The organism is Bacillus ndiopicus, assembly GCF_000612805.1.
Lineage (GTDB): Bacteria > Bacillota > Bacilli > Bacillales_A > Planococcaceae > Metasolibacillus > Metasolibacillus ndiopicus.
The window spans coordinates 1-17,529 of the sequence record NZ_HG964407.1 but is presented as its reverse complement, the minus strand read 5'-3'; the positions used below and the strand labels follow the sequence as shown (position 1 = coordinate 17,529).

General features: G+C 37.2%; 18 protein-coding genes, 8 tRNA genes and 1 pseudogene. 25 read left to right on the top strand and 2 right to left on the bottom strand.

The window, feature by feature from the left end; genetic code table 11:
- Positions 1-17 precede the first annotated feature (17 nt).
- The 5 genes from TY13_RS13490 (at position 18) to TY13_RS13465 (ending at position 5,402) form a co-directional block, all read left to right on the top strand.
- Complete coding sequence (locus tag TY13_RS13490; protein WP_042476972.1) at positions 18-287, top strand: hypothetical protein; 270 nt, start codon at positions 18-20, stop codon at positions 285-287.
- Between the two features lie 93 nt (positions 288-380).
- A complete protein-coding gene (locus TY13_RS13485) occupies positions 381-1,073 on the top strand; it encodes an alpha/beta hydrolase (protein WP_042476970.1) in 693 nt (230 codons plus the stop codon).
- 385 nt (positions 1,074-1,458) lie between these two features.
- Positions 1,459-2,970, top strand: a complete 1,512-nt coding sequence (locus TY13_RS13480) for a DEAD/DEAH box helicase (RefSeq protein ID WP_042476968.1) — start codon at positions 1,459-1,461, stop codon at positions 2,968-2,970.
- A gap of 511 nt (positions 2,971-3,481) precedes the next feature.
- Complete coding sequence (locus TY13_RS13470) at positions 3,482-3,961, top strand: PH domain-containing protein (RefSeq protein ID WP_042476961.1); 480 nt, start codon at positions 3,482-3,484, stop codon at positions 3,959-3,961.
- Positions 3,954-5,402, top strand: a complete 1,449-nt coding sequence (locus TY13_RS13465) for a PH domain-containing protein (RefSeq protein ID WP_042476958.1) — start codon at positions 3,954-3,956, stop codon at positions 5,400-5,402. The genes TY13_RS13470 and TY13_RS13465 overlap by 8 nt, the downstream gene beginning before the upstream one ends.
- 62 nt (positions 5,403-5,464) lie before the next feature.
- Here the strand turns inward: TY13_RS13465 and TY13_RS13460 are convergent, their stop codons facing one another.
- Both TY13_RS13460 and TY13_RS13455 read right to left on the bottom strand, forming a co-directional pair.
- Positions 5,465-5,833 (bottom strand): hypothetical protein, encoded by a 369-nt coding sequence (locus TY13_RS13460; RefSeq protein WP_042476956.1) that lies wholly within the window; start codon positions 5,831-5,833, stop codon positions 5,465-5,467.
- A gap of 96 nt (positions 5,834-5,929) precedes the next feature.
- Entirely contained in the window at positions 5,930-6,526 is a 597-nt protein-coding gene (locus tag TY13_RS13455) for a rhomboid family intramembrane serine protease (protein WP_042476954.1), read from the bottom strand.
- A 61-nt stretch (positions 6,527-6,587) separates the two neighbouring features.
- On the opposite strand from TY13_RS13455, the gene acpS reads away from it, so the two are divergent.
- From acpS to TY13_RS13355, 20 genes and pseudogenes are all read left to right on the top strand, one after another.
- Positions 6,588-6,941, top strand: a complete 354-nt coding sequence (gene acpS, locus TY13_RS13450) for a holo-ACP synthase (protein ID WP_042476952.1) — start codon at positions 6,588-6,590, stop codon at positions 6,939-6,941.
- 90 nt (positions 6,942-7,031) lie between these two features.
- Positions 7,032-8,015, top strand: coding sequence for a LolA family protein (locus TY13_RS13445; protein WP_042476949.1), 984 nt, complete (start codon positions 7,032-7,034; stop codon positions 8,013-8,015).
- Between the two features lie 97 nt (positions 8,016-8,112).
- A complete protein-coding gene (gene alr / locus TY13_RS13440; protein WP_042476946.1) occupies positions 8,113-9,231 on the top strand; it encodes an alanine racemase in 1,119 nt (372 codons plus the stop codon).
- Between the two features lie 145 nt (positions 9,232-9,376).
- Positions 9,377-9,652: a hypothetical protein gene (locus TY13_RS13435; RefSeq protein ID WP_042476943.1), complete on the top strand. Its 276-nt coding sequence runs from the start codon at positions 9,377-9,379 to the stop codon at positions 9,650-9,652.
- 4 nt (positions 9,653-9,656) lie between these two features.
- Positions 9,657-10,007 carry a type II toxin-antitoxin system PemK/MazF family toxin gene (locus TY13_RS13430; RefSeq protein ID WP_042476940.1) on the top strand — a complete coding sequence of 117 codons (351 nt, stop codon included), beginning with the start codon at positions 9,657-9,659 and terminating at the stop codon, positions 10,005-10,007.
- A 420-nt stretch (positions 10,008-10,427) separates the two neighbouring features.
- On the top strand, positions 10,428-10,820 hold the full coding sequence (locus TY13_RS13425; protein ID WP_326584071.1) for an anti-sigma regulatory factor: 393 nt from the start codon (positions 10,428-10,430) through the stop codon (positions 10,818-10,820).
- 7 nt (positions 10,821-10,827) lie between these two features.
- Positions 10,828-11,829, top strand: a pseudogene (locus TY13_RS13420) (SpoIIE family protein phosphatase); the annotation flags it as partial.
- A gap of 73 nt (positions 11,830-11,902) precedes the next feature.
- Positions 11,903-12,247, top strand: a complete 345-nt coding sequence (locus TY13_RS13415; protein ID WP_042476932.1) for an STAS domain-containing protein — start codon at positions 11,903-11,905, stop codon at positions 12,245-12,247.
- Complete coding sequence (gene rsbW / locus TY13_RS13410) at positions 12,234-12,704, top strand: anti-sigma B factor RsbW (RefSeq protein WP_042476928.1); 471 nt, start codon at positions 12,234-12,236, stop codon at positions 12,702-12,704. The genes TY13_RS13415 and rsbW overlap by 14 nt, the downstream gene beginning before the upstream one ends.
- Positions 12,682-13,461 carry an RNA polymerase sigma factor SigB gene (sigB, locus tag TY13_RS13405; protein ID WP_042476926.1) on the top strand — a complete coding sequence of 260 codons (780 nt, stop codon included), beginning with the start codon at positions 12,682-12,684 and terminating at the stop codon, positions 13,459-13,461. The genes rsbW and sigB overlap by 23 nt, the downstream gene beginning before the upstream one ends.
- Before the next feature lie 277 nt (positions 13,462-13,738).
- Positions 13,739-15,901, top strand: a complete 2,163-nt coding sequence (locus TY13_RS13400) for a Tex family protein (protein WP_042476923.1) — start codon at positions 13,739-13,741, stop codon at positions 15,899-15,901.
- Between the two features lie 96 nt (positions 15,902-15,997).
- Positions 15,998-16,447, top strand: a complete 450-nt coding sequence (locus TY13_RS13395; RefSeq protein ID WP_042476922.1) for a SprT family protein — start codon at positions 15,998-16,000, stop codon at positions 16,445-16,447.
- Positions 16,448-16,633: 186 nt separating this feature from the next.
- Positions 16,634-16,708 (top strand) — tRNA-Asn (locus TY13_RS13390).
- A gap of 1 nt (position 16,709) precedes the next feature.
- Positions 16,710-16,784, top strand: a tRNA-Glu gene (locus TY13_RS13385).
- Between the two features lie 26 nt (positions 16,785-16,810).
- A tRNA-Asp gene (locus tag TY13_RS13380) sits at positions 16,811-16,886 on the top strand.
- 6 nt (positions 16,887-16,892) lie between these two features.
- A tRNA-Gln gene (locus TY13_RS13375) sits at positions 16,893-16,967 on the top strand.
- Between the two features lie 6 nt (positions 16,968-16,973).
- Positions 16,974-17,049, top strand: a tRNA-Lys gene (locus tag TY13_RS13370).
- Positions 17,050-17,112: 63 nt separating this feature from the next.
- Positions 17,113-17,198, top strand: a tRNA-Leu gene (locus TY13_RS13365).
- A 19-nt stretch (positions 17,199-17,217) separates the two neighbouring features.
- Positions 17,218-17,294 (top strand) — tRNA-Arg (locus TY13_RS13360).
- 11 nt (positions 17,295-17,305) lie between these two features.
- A tRNA-Gly gene (locus tag TY13_RS13355) sits at positions 17,306-17,379 on the top strand.
- Positions 17,380-17,529 lie beyond the last annotated feature (150 nt).

Sequence of the window (17,529 nt, the reverse complement as noted above, 5' to 3'; positions counted from 1 at the left end):
TCTTTTGAAGATGATTTGTGCTTCCTGCATTAATATATGCTCCTGCGATTACTCGTCGCAAAAAAACATATGCTCCTGCGATTACTCGTCGCAAAAAAACATATGCTCCTGCGATTACTCGTCGCAAAAAAACATATGCTCCTGCGATTACTCGTCGCAAAAAAACATATGCTCCTGCGATTACTCGTCGCAAAAAAACATATGCTCCTGCGATTACTCGTCGCAAAAAAACATATGCTCCTGCGATTACTCGTCGTAGAAAAGATTGCTTAATTAAGGATCTATAGCATGTTAGGAAATATTTCTGACATGCTATTTTGTTTCTGTAAATTGGGTAATATAAAGTCACAAGAGATATACAGAAAGGAAGGTGTAACAAAATGAAGCAAGGAATTTTATTATTGCATGGTTTTTCAGGTGGACCATATGAAATAGAGCCATTAACAGAATATATACGGCAACATATGGAATGTGATATTGTTACACCTACTTTTTGTGGACATGGCGAGGAGCTTTCTATGCGTGGCTATAAAGCACAGCACTGGTTAATGGATGCGGAAATCGCTTATCGCCAATTAGCGAAACGAGTAGATAACATTACAGTTATTGGCTTTTCAATGGGGGGCGTTATCGCTTTATATTTAGCGAAACGTTATCCTGTGAAAAAGCTTGTATTATTGAGCGCAGCCATCAAATACATGAGTCCTGTCCAAATGTTAGAGGATTTGCGTGAAATGGCAAAAGAGGCAGTTCGAGGGCATTTAAAGGATAATGAATTATTTCAGCGTTATGAGCGCAAACTAATTACTGTCCCACTTAGTTCGATGGTTGAATTTATGCGCATTGTCAAAAAAGTTGAGCCTTACATTGAGCAGATCGATGTTCCAACATACATTATTCAAGGTGAAAAGGATGGCATCGTTCCACATGTCGCAGCACACTTTTTATACGATAACATTCGAACAGAGGATAAGCATTTATATTTATCGGCAAATGGTAAGCATCATATTTGTTTTAGCGATGATTGTGAAGAGTGGTTTTGTGAGGTATTGGCATTTCTTTGCACACCTTAAAAAGTCAGATTATTAAGTTAAGCATTATCATTGCATACTGACTGTGCACGTGATAGACTATGTAAAGCAATGGATACATTTTGTGCGAAGACTCTTCAGATTATTTGTTGAAGAGTGCTTTTTTTTGAATTTAACGGTTTCATTCTATAGTTTTTCATGTTTAATGTTGATTACCTAGGTAGAATTAAACCGCTCGGCAACGACCGGGCTTTCCTTTTCATATTAAGAAAGCTTCTGCGTGAGAAATCATCATGATATCAATGAAGCGCAGAGAGAATTTTTACGTAACGGAAACCGTTCCACATATAGGCTCGATTTTGCCGACACTTCATCTGAAAATGTAACCATTTGTCAACTTATAAGGAAAAAAAGGAGATTGAAGAGTTTGACAAATTTTTCAGAATTAAATATTAGTGAATCTACATTACGTTCAGTAAAGCGTATGGGATTTGAAGAAGCAACGCCAATCCAAGAAGGTACAATTAAATTTGCATTAGATGGTCGCGATATATTGGGCCAAGCACAAACAGGTACTGGAAAAACTGCCGCATTTGGTATTCCTCTAATTGAGAAAATTGACCCTAAAAACCCAAACATCCAAGCACTAGTTATTGCTCCAACTCGTGAATTAGCGATTCAAGTATCGGAAGAACTTTATAAAATTGGATATGACAAACGTGTGAAGCTATTGTCTGTTTATGGCGGTCAAGAAATTGGACGTCAAATTCGCGCATTGAAAAACAAGCCACAAATTATTGTCGGTACACCAGGTCGTATTATTGACCATATTAACCGTCGTACATTAAAGCTTGAAGATGTTCAAACATTAGTTTTAGACGAAGCAGATGAAATGTTAAACATGGGCTTTATCGATGATATTAATGCGATTCTAGAAAATGTACCAACAAATCGCCAAACATTATTATTCTCAGCGACAATGCCTCCAGCGATTCGCAAAATTGCTGAAACATTTATGCAAGAGCCAGAAATCGTAAAAATTAAAGCGAAAGAATTAACAGTTGATAATATCGAACAATATTTTGTAAAAGCGCAAGAGCGTGAAAAATTCGATATTTTATGCCGTGTAATCAATGTACATCAACCAGAACTAGCAATTATTTTTGGTCGTACTAAACGTCGTGTAGATGAATTAACACAAGCATTAAATTTACGTGGCTATAATGCAGAGGGAATTCATGGTGATTTAAGCCAAGCGAAGCGTATTTCTGTATTACGTCAATTTAAAGAAAACCAAATTGACATCCTTGTAGCAACAGACGTTGCAGCACGTGGACTTGATATTTCGGGTGTTACTCACGTATACAACTTTGATATCCCACAAGATCCAGAAAGCTATGTACACCGTATTGGTCGTACAGGTCGTGCTGGTAAATCAGGTCTTGCTGTTACATTTGTAACACCACGTGAGATGGGTTACTTACGTATTGTTGAAGAAACAACAAAAAAACGTATGACACCATTAAAGCCACCTACAACAAGCGAAGCATTAGTAGGCCAACAACAGCAATCAGTTGAAAACTTAGTAGAGCTAGTGCAATCTGCTGAGCTTAGCGATTACCGCTTATTAGCGGAAGAGCTATTAGAAAGCTATAATGCAGTTGATTTAATCGCTGCTGCATTAAAATCGGTTACACGTGAGCCAGATGCAACACCTGTAACGATTACAGAAGAACGTCCATTGCCAATGCGCCGTGAGCGTGGTTCGCAACATGGCCGTGGTGGCGGTGGTCGCAATGACCGTAACCGTCGTAATGATCGTGGTGGTAGCCGTGACCGCGGACGTAGTAATGACCGTAACCGTGCATCATCAGATCGCAATCGTGATCGTCGTCGTGAAAGCAGCGGAAGCCGCCGTCCACGCCGTCGCGAAGACTAGACAAAATTTAATAAAAGGATGTAGGAGAAAGCTGAAATATAAACTTCTCACTACTGCCTTTAATGAAAAAACTGCTCTAGAAAACAATTCGTTTTCCAGAGCAGTTTTATTTTAAGGTAATACAGATAGAATTTACTTTGTAAATTTAAGCTTTTTTCTATTTTTTATTTTTAAATTATTCATAAATATAATGTAGCTTATTATCCCACCACTAACGATAGGAATTATAATTTTATAATCTACTTTGAAGAAAAAATTGAATATGAAGACAGTTATGATACTTCCCAAAAATATTCCAATAATAATTAGCAACCAAGTTAAATTTTTATTAGTACCCATCCGTTCCCTCCTTCTATCCGTTTAACTACAAATATAAGATATACACCCATTATATTCTAAAATGTGCCATCATCAATAACACTTTCATTCAGATAAAAGTAATTTCAAATGGATTATTTTGAAACAAAAATGGCATTTACACGTATAATGAAAGGGAGAGGAAGGGATTGAAGTGAGAAATGAACCAAAATATCAAATTCCTAAAAAAGGATTAACGGTTTGGCGGCTATATGGAATACTAGAAACCCTAGTGGCTGCTATTATTGCTGGAGGAATAAGTTTTGCTACATACCATTTCGAATGGCCTAAATATATTTATTTCATAGTGACAGCAATTGTTATCATGATTGCCATATTCGAAATATGGGTTTTTCCAAATATTCGCTGGCGCATTTGGCGTTATGAAGTGCGTGAGCAGGAAATTGAAATTCAAAGCGGCTTGTTTATAGTTAAGCGCACACTTATTCCGATGGTACGTGTGCAACATGTAGATACAGGGCAAGGTCCAATATTAAAAAAATATGATTTAGCGAATATTTCAATCTCCTCTGCTGCAACGACACATGTTATTCCGATGTTAATTACAGCAGATGCAGATGAGCTACGCGCTAAAATTTCAGAACTAGCAAGGGTGGCTGAAGAAGATGTCTAAATATAAATTGCATCCTGTATCAGCTATTATTAACTTTGCAAAGACTTTAAAGAGCTCGCTAATTCCGATTATTATTATTGTTTTGGCCAATGGCTCTAATTTTAGTTTCAATTTTCGTGATGAACGTTTTTTTCAATCCATGATTCCGCTTATTATTTTATCCACAATTATAATTTTTTCGTTATTTAGTGGAATTATTAAATGGTGGACGTTTATTTATTGGTTTGAGGATAACGAGCTGCGGGTGCAGCACGGTCTATTTATTAAAAAGAAACGTTTTATCCCATATGAACGTATTCAAAGTTTAAATTATAAAGAGGGTATTTTTCACCGTATTTTTGGTTTGGTGCAGGTGTCAGTTGAGACAGCGGGTAATAAGTCTGGAAAAGCAGAGGCAGAGCTAACAGCCATTACACGTGATGCGGCAGATTTTATTGAAAACGAAACTAAAAAATTAAAAGAAACGCAGCCAGTTGTAGAAGGGGAAGAGCTACCGACCGCTCGTTTAATTCATAAAATGTCTCCAAAAGACCTAATAATTTTAGCGACAACTTCTAATAGTATAGGTGTTGTATTAGCGGGGGTATTAGCTGTTATTTCGCAGTTTTCAGAGTTTATTCCGTATGACTGGATATACGCAGAGATGGCACAATTATTGCGCTTTGGCTTTTTATTAATTATGATTTTAGTCATCTTTGGTTTATTAATTGCGTGGTTCGTATCCGTAGCGATTACTTTTATTAATTATTATAATTTTACAGTGTCTGAGGAAAACGAGCGACTTATCATAACGCGAGGTTTATTAGAGAAAAAGCGAATTACCATCCCTTTAAACCGTGTACAAGCAATTAAAATAGTTGAAAATCCATTTAGACAAATCTTTGGGCTAGCAGCAGTAATCGTAGAAAGTGCTGGAGGTGGCTTTGGAGGAGAAAAGGATAAAACCGTTGTCTTATTCCCTCTAATTTCAAAGAAAAATATGATGCGACCTTTACAACAGCTATTTCCGTATTTTGATCTTAATTTAGAGGGAGCAGTACGTCCACCAAAGCGTTCACGTCCATACTTTTATCGCATAGACTTTGTATGGCTTGTTCCGTTGATTGGTGCATTGTCATATTTCTTTTTCCCGTATGGTCTATTGTCTTTAGTCTTAATAATTCCTATATTGTTATTGGGAGTGTGGCAATTTAGAACAGCTCGCTTTAAAATCTCAAACGAGCAAATTACGATTATGTATCGAATATTAAGTCGAGTAACATTTATCGCTGAAAAGCGCCGTATTCAAATTGCCGAGCAGCAGCAAAATTACTTCCAAAAACGCAAAAATGTAGCATCGGCGAAAATCGTTGTTATGTCAGGTGCGACTGGCGCATCTGCAAAGGCGTATCATATGGAAGAGCAGCAAATTGATGATTTAATGCGATGGTATGAGCGTTAGAAGATGAAAAAGTGAAGGGGATTGTTCATTTTTGAACAATCCCCTTCGCTTTTATTTCTATATTAATCTGTGAATTTTACCTTGATAATCCAATCATTAATAAAGAAAATTGAAACGTAGGTAAATGCAATCAATGTATAAACAAAAAGTAATTCAGTATCCCATCCAGTTAACAATAAAAACAGTACAACACAAAGTAGCCCACAAATTAGATGCTTAATATATAAAATTAAAATATTGTTGAATTTACTGAAAAGCTCAATCGCTAATGCAAATGAAATTCCTATTATAAAAAGTGTGGGTACAGTGATTATACTTACAGATAAACCAATAATAAAATACGAGTTATAATATTCGTTGAAAAATAAAGGAACTATAAAAAAACAAATAACAGTAGTGAAAAAAGCTGCGGTTAACTTTCTATTTAACATATTTTCATCTCCTATATGTAATTAAATAAAGTGTTGCAGAGATGTAAATGAAAGATATCAAAAAAGAGTAGCATTCGCTACTCTTTTTTATTGTCGCTAACGCAACATATTTTTTGGTTTAAAATAAAATAGTCCTAGGACAAAGCCAGTTGCAAGTCCCCCTAAATGGCTGGCGATATTAATATTAGGTTGTAAAAACGTCATAACGACACTGATTACGATAATCGGTAATATAATTTGACGCAACTGTGGCATAGTGCGGCGCATATAGTATAGCAATCCACCAAAAGCGCCAATAATGCCAAAGATTGCTCCACTTGCCCCTACACTTGCATAAAACGGATCGTTTTGTATGACGAATGTGGTAATGCCACCGAAAATACCTGCAAGAAAATAGATGGTTAAAAAGCGCATTTTTCCAGCAATTTTTTCTAGCTCAGGTCCAAATAAAAAAAGTGAGAACATATTAAATAAAATATGCAAAAAACCACCGTGTAAAAACATAGATGTAATAATACGCCACCATTCTCCAGCAGCAATCGCCGCATTCAAGCTCATCCCTGCATAAAGGACTTTGGTGCCAAAGTCAGGAATGAGTGTGATAATATAAGCTATAATATTTAAAGCTATAATAGTTGAAACAATGGGATACATTTTAATATACTGTTGAAAGCTTTCTCTACGAATAAACATTTTTCCACCTCGTTTTAATTATACATTGGTTATGATAAATAATGAAAGGAATAACATAACGATGATTAAGGGAATTGGATTAGACATAATTGAGCTTGAACGCATAAAAAAAGCAATGCAGCGCTCTGAAAAATTTGCCTTACGTATTTTATCAATTCGTGAACAAGCATTTTTTGCAAAGCTCTCTGATGCGAGGCGGGTAGAATTTTTAGCAGGACGCTTCGCAGCGAAAGAAGCTTATGCAAAGGCGAATGGTACAGGTATTGGAAAAGGCTGTGAATTGCAGCAAATTGAAATTTTAAAAAATGAATTAGGTGCCCCTGAATTATATTTTGATGACAAGCGTGTGAAAGGCTTTGTAACAATTACTCATACACAAACAGTAGCAGCTGCTCAAGTTGTCTTAATGGAATAAGACATATTTTGATGTAACGCTCCATATGCTAAATTACTAGAGCGAAAGTGGAGAAAGGATGGAATTGTGCACTTCCGAAAGGTCATTTTTATGATTGGCTGCTGTATTTTCCTGTTGGCGGCATGTGGTAAGGCATCGCAAGAGGACGTTGTTCAAAAAATTGGAGAAAAATGGGGAGATACAAAGGGTTATGAATTAACTGCCTCGATGGAGATTAAGACTGGTAAGGAGCCTCGTGCTTATGATGTGAAAGTTTGGCATACAAAGCCTGATTTTTACAAAGTAGAGGTAACTGCAGAAAATGAGGATATTACACAAATGATTGTCCGAAATGAAGAAGGTGTATTTGTCGTTACACCAGCATTATCAAAAACGTATAAATTCCAAAGTGATTGGCCAAAACAAAATAGCCAAGCATATTTAATCGGAGCATTAGCGGAAGATATACAAGCCGATAAAGGGTTACAAATGGAAAATGTTGAGGATGCATATGTTTTTACCGCTGCGATGCGCAACACAGATAAAACAGGTATGACGACGCAGCTAGTGACAGTGGATAAAAAATCTATGTTGCCAAAAAGCGTCGCTATTTTAAACGATGCAGGCGAAGAGCAAATTACGATTAAGTTTAATGATGTAAAGCTAGGTGTGACACACAAGGCAGAGGAATATGCTGTAGAAAAATTTCAAGAAAATAAAGAAAAAGAGGCAGCGAGTGCCGATATAAAAAACAGTGAGGCGTTTCAAACACATTACCCAATATTGCAATGGGATCATACGAAATTAGTTGATTCACAAACGATTCGAGAAGATGGAGTAGAGCGCGTTATTTTAACATTCGAAGGTGAAAAAGCATTCACTTTAATGCAGCAACCTGCTATGACAATGGCTTCGACAGTTCCTGTCTTTGCGCCTGGAGACCCAGCTGACTTAGGATTTGCTATTGGTGCAGTTACAGATAATTCAATTAGCTGGGAAAGAGATGGCATATCATTTTTCATTGCTTCAAGTAAGATGACAAGAGAAGAACTAATCGAAGTTGCAGCATCTGTCACATCTGGTGGGATGAAGTAAAATAGTTGTTCAGTAATAGCCCTTATTTAAACCTATAATAAAAGAGGGCTGTTACTGCCTAAATGTTTAGATTTTGAGTAAAGAGGGTAGAAAGCACATGGAAGAGATCCAATATTATCGTCCAACAAAAGCAGTTATAGATCTACGAGCTATTCAAGAGAACATCAAGCAACTACGAGAACACCTACAATCAGATGTGCAAATTATAGCTGTCATAAAAGCAAATGGCTACGGTCACGGAGATATAGAAGTAGCGCATGCTGCAATACAGGCAGGCGCTACGATATTAGCAGTTGCGACTCCTGAAGAAGCGGTTCATGTACGCTCACATATTTCAAATACGGATATATTAGTATTAGGGGCAAGCCCTGTTTCCTTTGCCACATATGCTGCCCAAAACAATATTTTACTTACTGTTTTTTCTAAAGAGTGGGTAGAGCAAGTGGCATTATTACAATTAACAAATAAATTGAAGTTACATATTAAAATGGATACTGGCATGGGTAGGCTAGGAATAACTTCAACATACGAACTGCAACATTTATATGAAGCGATTGCAGCGACGAAACAAATGGAACTAGATGGGATATTCACCCATTTTGCGACTGCTGATGAGAAAGATACGCAATATTTTAATGAGCAAGTAAAACTCTTTGCTGATATGTTGCAAGTGTTACCTGTTAAACCTCGCCTCGTACATGTTGCTAATACTGCTACTGCATTAGTAAAAGACAGGTCGCTACAACTGGATGCGATACGATTTGGGATTTCGATGTATGGATTGGCGCCGTCTCATTATGTAGCAGAAAATTTACCATTTCCATTAAAGCCTGCTATGTCGTTAGAAACGGAATTAGTACATGTAAAGAAACTTGCAGCAGGGCAATCTGTTGGGTATGGTGCAACGTATACTGCAAAAGAAGATGTTTTTATCGGTACATTGCCGATTGGCTATGCTGACGGAATGCTTCGTAAATTAACAGGACAAACGGTGTTAATTGATGGAAAACGTGCTCCTATAGTTGGGCGAATTTGTATGGATCAATGTATGATTTTACTTCCAAAAGCATATACTGTTGGAGAGAAAGTGACATTGATAGGTACACAGCAAAATGTAACGATCTCACTAGATGAATGGGCAAACAAGCTCGATACAATTAATTACGAAATACCATGTATTATTACAAACCGAGTGCCGAGGATATATACCAGCTAAAATATTTGTACTTTCGACAAAAAACCGCTTTTCATACAGAGATTGTCAGTTTTTTAGATTTCTTGTCTTTTCATTGCATGTATTCAATGGTAGAATGAGATTATGAAAAGCAGAAGTTTTGCGGTCTTTTGTGGAGGTGCTTGTTGTGTACACGAAAAATAGAGAGAATACGAACTCTTCAAACGAGTCATTAGTAGAAATTCAACAAATATTTGCCCAAAGAAATTTCTATAATGGCGAAATGCTGTATGTTTCAACATCTAAACGAGTGAAGCAGACACAACCAAATCAGATACGGGAAGCTTTAGAAAAGGGCTATGTGGAAATGTCGCATATTAATCTGATGATTTGCAGCGAATGCCTGCATGCAGAATATGAAGCGGAACATATGGTGGAGCAGCGTCTCGTTAGCGGGGGATGACAATTTGAGCGTAAAACGTGGAGACGTTTTTTTTGCAGATCTATCACCTGTTATAGGCTCAGAGCAAGGTGGTACAAGACCTGTACTAATTATTCAAAATGATATTGGCAATAGATTTAGTCCAACCGTCATTATAGCTGCTATTACTGCGCAAATTCAAAAAGCAAAATTGCCAACCCATGTCGAAATCGATGCTAAAAAGTATGGGTTTGAACGCGATTCGGTAATTTTGCTTGAGCAATTGCGTACTATTGATAAATCGCGATTAACAGATCGCATTACACAGCTTGATGATGAATTAATGGAAAAAGTTGATATGGCATTAGGTATTAGTTTAGGCCTCGTAAGTTTTTAATACATAATAATGAAAATAGCTGTCTGGAAAGCATGCTGATGCATGATTTTTCAGACAGCTATTTTTTTGATGCCATTATAGAAAGTAACTTCGAAATTTTGAAAGAATTATAAAATTGCTTGGCTTGATGCTGATTAAAAATAACGTGTTATTTCACTTTTTATTTATAAAAAAGGCAAAAAAACCGAATTTTCGGCCTTTTATAGAGAAATTAAGCAAATGAGCAAATATTACTCGGGGCGAATTTGTTTGCGGACTGCTTTATCATTGAAGGGGAAAATCCTTGCCGTTGCATCACAAATCATTTCTCAGGAATTTTCAACGTTAACAAATAACTTTGGATAGAATTAATTTTACAAAATATTTTTATAAGGTATATTTAAAATAGACTTTAAGATGTCATCAGGGACGGTGAGAAGCATGAAATCTACTATAAATATTACAACGGAATGGGATATTGTTACAGCGCGCGAAATAGGGCGTAATGAAGCAAAAAAAATAGGCTTTGACACAGTAAATCAAGCACGCATTGCAACAGTTATTAGTGAGCTAGCGCGCAATATATATTTATATGCCAGTGTTGGAACGATTACAATAGAAACTGTAGAGCAGGATGGTAAAGTTGGCTTGGCAATAACTGCTGCTGATCAAGGTCCAGGTATAGAAGATGTACGCGCCGTAATGCAAGATGGATTTTCTACATCGGGTAGTATTGGAGCTGGCTTACCAGGGGTTAAAAGATTAATGGACGATATAGAAATTCAATCACAATTAAAAGAAGGGACAACTGTTCGCGTAAAAAAATGGTTGTGATAGGGAAAAGTATATGAAAGAACTAAAAATCCAATATAAAAAAATTCTCGTAGATTATATTGAAAATCAATCAGAGCGAAATTTATATATTGGACAAAACTTTATTCGGCAATTGATTCAAAAAAATATAACACCAGAAGAAGTAATACATATGCATAAGCAAGTGATGGAAGAAATATTTCCTGAATTACCGGTCGTGAGTAGACATGGCTACGATTTTTTAATCGAAATAATGGTTTATTTCGGTTTAACATTGAAGGAGCATCAAATGCTACTGGAGCAGCAGGAGGAAATGCGGATTGAAATGAATGTAGCGACGAAGATTCAAAGTGTTTTATTAAAAACGACAGTGCCGCAAATTGATGAAATTGATATTGGTATGTTATCCATTCCAATACGTAAAATGAATGGCGATTACGTTCATTTTCTAAATGATGAGGAAAATTATGTAGGTGTAGCAGTAACAGATGTAGTTGGCAAAGGGGTACCTGCCGCACTCTGCATGTCGATGGTGAAATATGGACTTGATACATTAGAATACGCAGAGAATAATCCTTCTTATGTACTAGAAGTATTAAATCGCATTATAGAAAAAAGCGTGGATGATAGCATGTTTGTTTCCATGTTTTATGGCCGATTAGATTTAGCGCGTAGCATATTCACTTATGGCTCGGCTGGACATGAGCCTGCCATTTATTATAATGCTGCTGATAATGCTTTTTATGGCTTAGGTGCGAAAGGGCTGTTGCTTGGTATTATGCCTGAAATGAAATATGAGCAGACGGAGATTCCACTTTATGAAGGCGATTTTATCATTATGATGACAGATGGCGTAACGGAATTTAGGCATGATGATAAAATTGATTCAAGAAAAATTATTGAACAGCTAGCACTTACATACTCTCATTTAAGCGCACAAGAAATGTGCGAGAAATTATATGAAGAATTGCAGAAATTACAAGAACAAGGTTTGGATGATGATTTTACCGTCGTTATCTTTAAAAAATAAAATTCTAAGAGAAGTTTAAAATTTTGAAGAAAGGGAATCGTTGTATAGGTTATAACGGAGGTGTGTTAAAAGTATGAACATAAATGTGAAATTTCAAAAAGATGGGGAAGTAGTGCATGGATATATAGATGGAGAAATCGATACGTATACAGCACCTATTTTACGCGAGGAGCTTGACGCTCTTGAAATTGAAAAAGATTTATTAGTGCAATTAGATTTATCAAAGGTAAGTTATTTAGATAGTACAGGATTAGGAATTTTCGTTGCATTTTATAAAAAAGTTGTGAAAGAAAATGCGCATTTTAAGCTAGTCGGTTTAACAGCACGCCTAGTTCGTTTATTTGAAATTACTGGTTTAAGTGAGCTAATGGATATTGAAACGAATACAAAGGTGGAGTATAACAATGAAAGCATTTGATTATATAGAAATAAGAGTCCCTGCTAAACCACAATATGTTAGTGTCATTCGCCTTACTATTTCAGGTTTAGCATTGCGAGTTGGGTTTACCTATGATGAAATTGAGGATTTGAAAATTGCCACAGGTGAAGCTGTCACAAATGTCGTTCATCATGCTTATCATGATACTGAAGAAGGTGAAGTTGTTATTGGCTGCGCTTTATTCGATAATAAAATCGAGATTATGGTAGCTGATTATGGCAATAGCTTTAATTTTGAAGAAGTTAAATCTAAAATCGGTCCCTACAACGAAAATGAGAAAATATCAATGTTACGTGAAGGCGGCTTAGGGCTATATTTAATGGAAGCACTCATGGATGAAGTGAAGGTAAACAATGAGGGCGGTGTCACTGTTTTCATGACAAAGTATGTCGCAAGAGAGCAGGTGGAAGATTATGACGAGAGAATCGTTACCTAATGAAGCCTCAGATAAAGAGGTACTCCATTGGATTGCACAATATCAAGCTACAAAAGACGAAGCCGCTCAAACAGAACTAGTACTTCATTATCAACAACTAGTAGAGGCATTAGCGCGTAAATACGCGGCTGGTAAAACGTATTACGAGGATATTGTTCAAGTTGGCATGTTAGGTTTACTTGGAGCAATACAACGTTTTGATACGACAGTAGGACGAAGTTTTGAAGCATTTGCAATACCTACAATTATCGGAGAAATTAAACGCTTTTTACGAGACAAAACTTGGGACGTGCATGTACCACGTCGCATTAAAGAATTAGGCCCACGCATTAAATCAACAGTGGAGCACTTAACGACTGAACTTCAGCGTTCACCTACAATTACTGAAATCGCTATACGTTTAGAAGTGCAGGAAGAGGAAGTGCTTGAAGCGATGGAATTGGGGCGTGGTTACCAAGCGTTGTCAATGGATCGTGCAATAGAATCCGACTCTGATGGTAGTACAGTTACATTGTTCGATGTTGTCGGTAAAGAAGACTTAGAGTTTGAAATGGCAAACCAAAGAATGATTGTATCTGAAATTATGCATGTTTTAAATGAGCGCGAGCAGAAGGTAATAGAGCTTACATATTTAAAACAACTGAGTCAAAAAGAGGCTGGAGAGCAACTAGGCATTTCGCAAATGCATGTATCCCGAATTCAAAGGGCAGCAATAAAAAAACTACAAGATGCAGTTGTTGCAGTCAATAATAGTTAAAATAAAATCAGCATGTTAGAATAAAGTGAAACTTTAATTGGTGGGGGCTTCTTCTCCACTAATTTTTAGTTCCCACTAATCAAGTTTTTACAGACAGTTAAGCTCCCACTTAAAGCTTTGAAGTGGGCATCTTGTATCGGTTACTTTGATTTCGATACAAATAAATTGCTCCTGCGATTACTAATCGTAGAAGACATTACTGCCTGTTAATGCGAGAGAAATTCTAGCACGCTGATTTTTTGTAATCGTGAATAACGTAAGAAGGAATGTGATAAATTTGGATAACAAACAAATGTTTAAGTTAATTGCGGCAGACGTAAATGTATTACCACATCAAGTAGAAGCTGTTATTAAACTACTTGAAGATAGCAATACAGTACCATTTATTGCGCGCTATCGTAAGGAAGCGACAGGCTCCTTGGACGAAGTGCAAATTAAAGCAGTTGATGACCGCTACCAATATATCCAACAACTTGAAAAAAGAAAAGAAGAGGTATTGCGCTTAATTGATGAGCAAGGTAAACTGACGGAAGAATTACAGCGTGCAATTAAAACCGCAACAGTCCTTCAGCGTATAGAAGATTTGTATCGACCATATAAACAAAAACGTAGAACAAAGGCAACAATTGCTAAGGAAAGCGGATTAGAACCACTTGCAGATATAATGATGCAGTTTACAAATAGTGATATTGAGGTGCAAGCACAAAATTTTGTGAATGATGAGAAAGCAGTGCCAACTGTTGATGACGCTTTAGCTGGAGCGCGTGCTATTTTAGCAGAACGTTTCGCGGACGACGCAGCAATTCGAGAACGTTTGCGTAAATTATCTTGGCGTGAAGGGAAAATTGAAACGGCAAGTAAAAATGAAGATAAAGACGAAAAGCATGTTTTTGAAATGTATTATAGCTATGAAGAGCCAATTAATCGCATTGTTCCACACCGTATTTTAGCGATAAATCGAGGAGAAAAAGAAGAGATTTTAAAAGTCTCGATTACTGTACCAGTAGAGCGCGCAACGCAAATAATGGAAAATGAATGGATTCCTAAAAATCGCTCATGTTCTTCTATTCCGCAAGTAAGAGAGGCAATTAATGATAGCTATAAGCGCTTAATCCAACCTTCTATTGAAAGAGAGCTTCGTAATGAATTATCGGAAAAGGCGGAAGCACAGGCTATTCACATTTTTGCTGAAAACTTACGGAATTTATTATTACAACCACCGATGCGTGGTAAAATGGTGCTTGGTGTTGACCCTGCATATCGTACGGGCTGTAAGCTAGCAGTTGTAGATGAAACAGGGAAAATGTTAGAAGTTACAGCAATCTATCCACATCCTCCAAAGCCCGATGTAGCCAACTCAAAAAAGGTTGTAAATCAATTATTAGATCGTTATCCGATTAGCATTATTGCGATTGGAAATGGGACTGCCTCTCGCGAAACAGAGCAATTTATTGCAGATGTAATAAAAGAGCGTGGTACAACGGAAATTGCTTATGTTATTGTCAACGAGGCGGGCGCTTCTGTATACTCGGCATCTGATGTAGCACGTGCAGAATTCCCTGAATTGCAAGTAGAGCAACGTAGTGCGGTATCAATTGCACGTCGTTTACAAGATCCTCTATCAGAGCTTGTAAAAATTGAACCAAAGGCAGTAGGCGTTGGACAATACCAACATGATGTATCGCAGAAGCAGTTGGCGGAATCTTTAACATTTATAGTAGAAACAGCAGTAAACCAAGTAGGGGTTGATGTTAACACAGCTTCAGCTTCTTTATTGCAATACGTGTCAGGTTTATCGAAAACGGTTGCAGAAAATATTGTTAAGGCGCGTAGTGAGAGTGGGAAATTTACTTCCCGTGCACAATTAAAAAAAATACCTCGTCTTGGAGCTAAAACATACGAACAGGCAATTGGCTTTTTACGTATTGCGGATGCTAAAAATCCATTGGATGCAACAGGTATCCACCCTGAAAGCTATGAGTTAGCAGAACAAATTCTACAAATGTCCAATTTGACGAAAAAGGATGTAGGAACTGAAAAGGCAGAACAAGCTATTTCAGGACTTTCTATTGAAGAATTAGGTAAAGCATTAAATGTTGGGGAAGTGACAGTTAAAGATTTAGTAGATACATTAATGAAGCCTACTCGTGATCCACGAGACGCTTTCCCTCAGCCATTGCTAAAAACAGATGTTTTACAAATGGAAGATTTAAAAGTGGGAATGGAATTGCAAGGAACAGTGCGCAATGTAGTCGATTTTGGTGCCTTTGTAGATATCGGTGTTAAACAGGATGGTCTTGTGCACATATCTAAATTACAAAAACGCCGTATTAAACATCCTCTTGAAGTTGTTGCACTTGGAGATATTGTAACCGTTTGGGTAGAGAAGGTAGAAGTAGAAAAAGGCCGTATTTCTTTAACGATGCTTCCGCCACAATAAAATTTAGAATGTAACGGTGGAAATCCATGCTTGCACTTTTAAGCTGCAACTTGGATTTTTCATCGTTTAGCATAAAGATTTTTGGAGATGATAAATATGGATGATTCACAATTACAGCATTTAGTAGAGCAGTTATCAGAGCAATACTTCCAAATACCTTTTAAGCATAAAGTTTATTTTAATTCACGTTTAAGAACGACAGGCGGACGCTACATGTTAAATAGCCATAATATCGAAGTGAACAAACGTTATTATGAACATTTTGGTATTGATGAGTTAAAGGGGATTATTCTGCATGAGCTTTGTCATTATCATTTGCACATTCAAGGTAAAGGGTATCGGCATAGAGACCAAGATTTTCGAGTGTTATTAAAAAAGGTAGGAGCGCCTCGTTTTTGTTCAACAATTGAAAAAGAAGAAAAGAAAAAAACAACTTATTACAATTATCGCTGTACGGATTGTGGTGAGTTATATAGAAGGAAAAGAAAGATCAATGTAAAATCTTATTGTTGTAGTAATTGCCGTGGTGCTATCGAATTAGTATGAATGCGTTAAAAATTGAGAGGGTGTTGATTAATGTGTGATTTATGGATTATAATTTATGAAATTTAACTGATAAACTAACTGCGAAATTAATTTTCAAAAAAAATATAAAAAAATGTTGACTATCTGAAATAAGGTGTCTATAATAGAAAAAGTCGGTGAGGTTATCACTGATTAAGTAATGATTAATCCGAAGTAGCTCAGTGGTAGAGCAACCGGCTGTTAACCGGTTGGTCGCAGGTTCGAGTCCTGCCTTCGGAGCCATGGCCCGTTGGTCAAGTGGTTAAGACACCGCCCTTTCACGGCGGTAACACGGGTTCGAATCCCGTACGGGTCACCATTTGCATTTATATTTGAATAATTTAAGGTCCCGTGGTGTAGCGGTTAACATGCCTGCCTGTCACGCAGGAGATCGCCGGTTCGATCCCGGTCGGGACCGCCATTTCGTTGGGGTATAGCCAAGCGGTAAGGCAACGGATTTTGATTCCGTCATGCCTAGGTTCGAATCCTAGTACCCCAGCCATTTCACGAGCCATTAGCTCAGTCGGTAGAGCATCTGACTTTTAATCAGAGGGTCGAAGGTTCGAGTCCTTCATGGCTCACCATTTTCAACTTGTTAATTATGAAGTAATACAGATAATTATGTAGCCTCAAGTAGAAAGTTGAATGCGGTCGTGGCGGAATGGCAGACGCGCTAGGTTGAGGGCCTAGTGGGGGCAACCCCGTGGAGGTTCAAGTCCTCTCGGCCGCACCAATAAAATTATAATAATTTAGCGCCCGTAGCTCAATTGGATAGAGCGTCTGACTACGGATCAGAAGGTTATGGGTTCGACTCCTGTCGGGCGCGCCAAAAAAATATATGCGGGTGTAGTTTAATGGTAAAACCTCAGCCTTCCAAGCTGATGTCGTGAGTTCGATTCTCATCACCCGCTCCAAAAAAAGATGTTGACAAACAATTAAGTGATATGTTAAAGTTTAATAACTGTCGGGTGTGTTAATATCGATAGAATAAAATGAACCTTGAAAACTGAACAAGCAATACGTGAATGAATAAAGTTTCATTGAATAGATGAAACACAATTTTG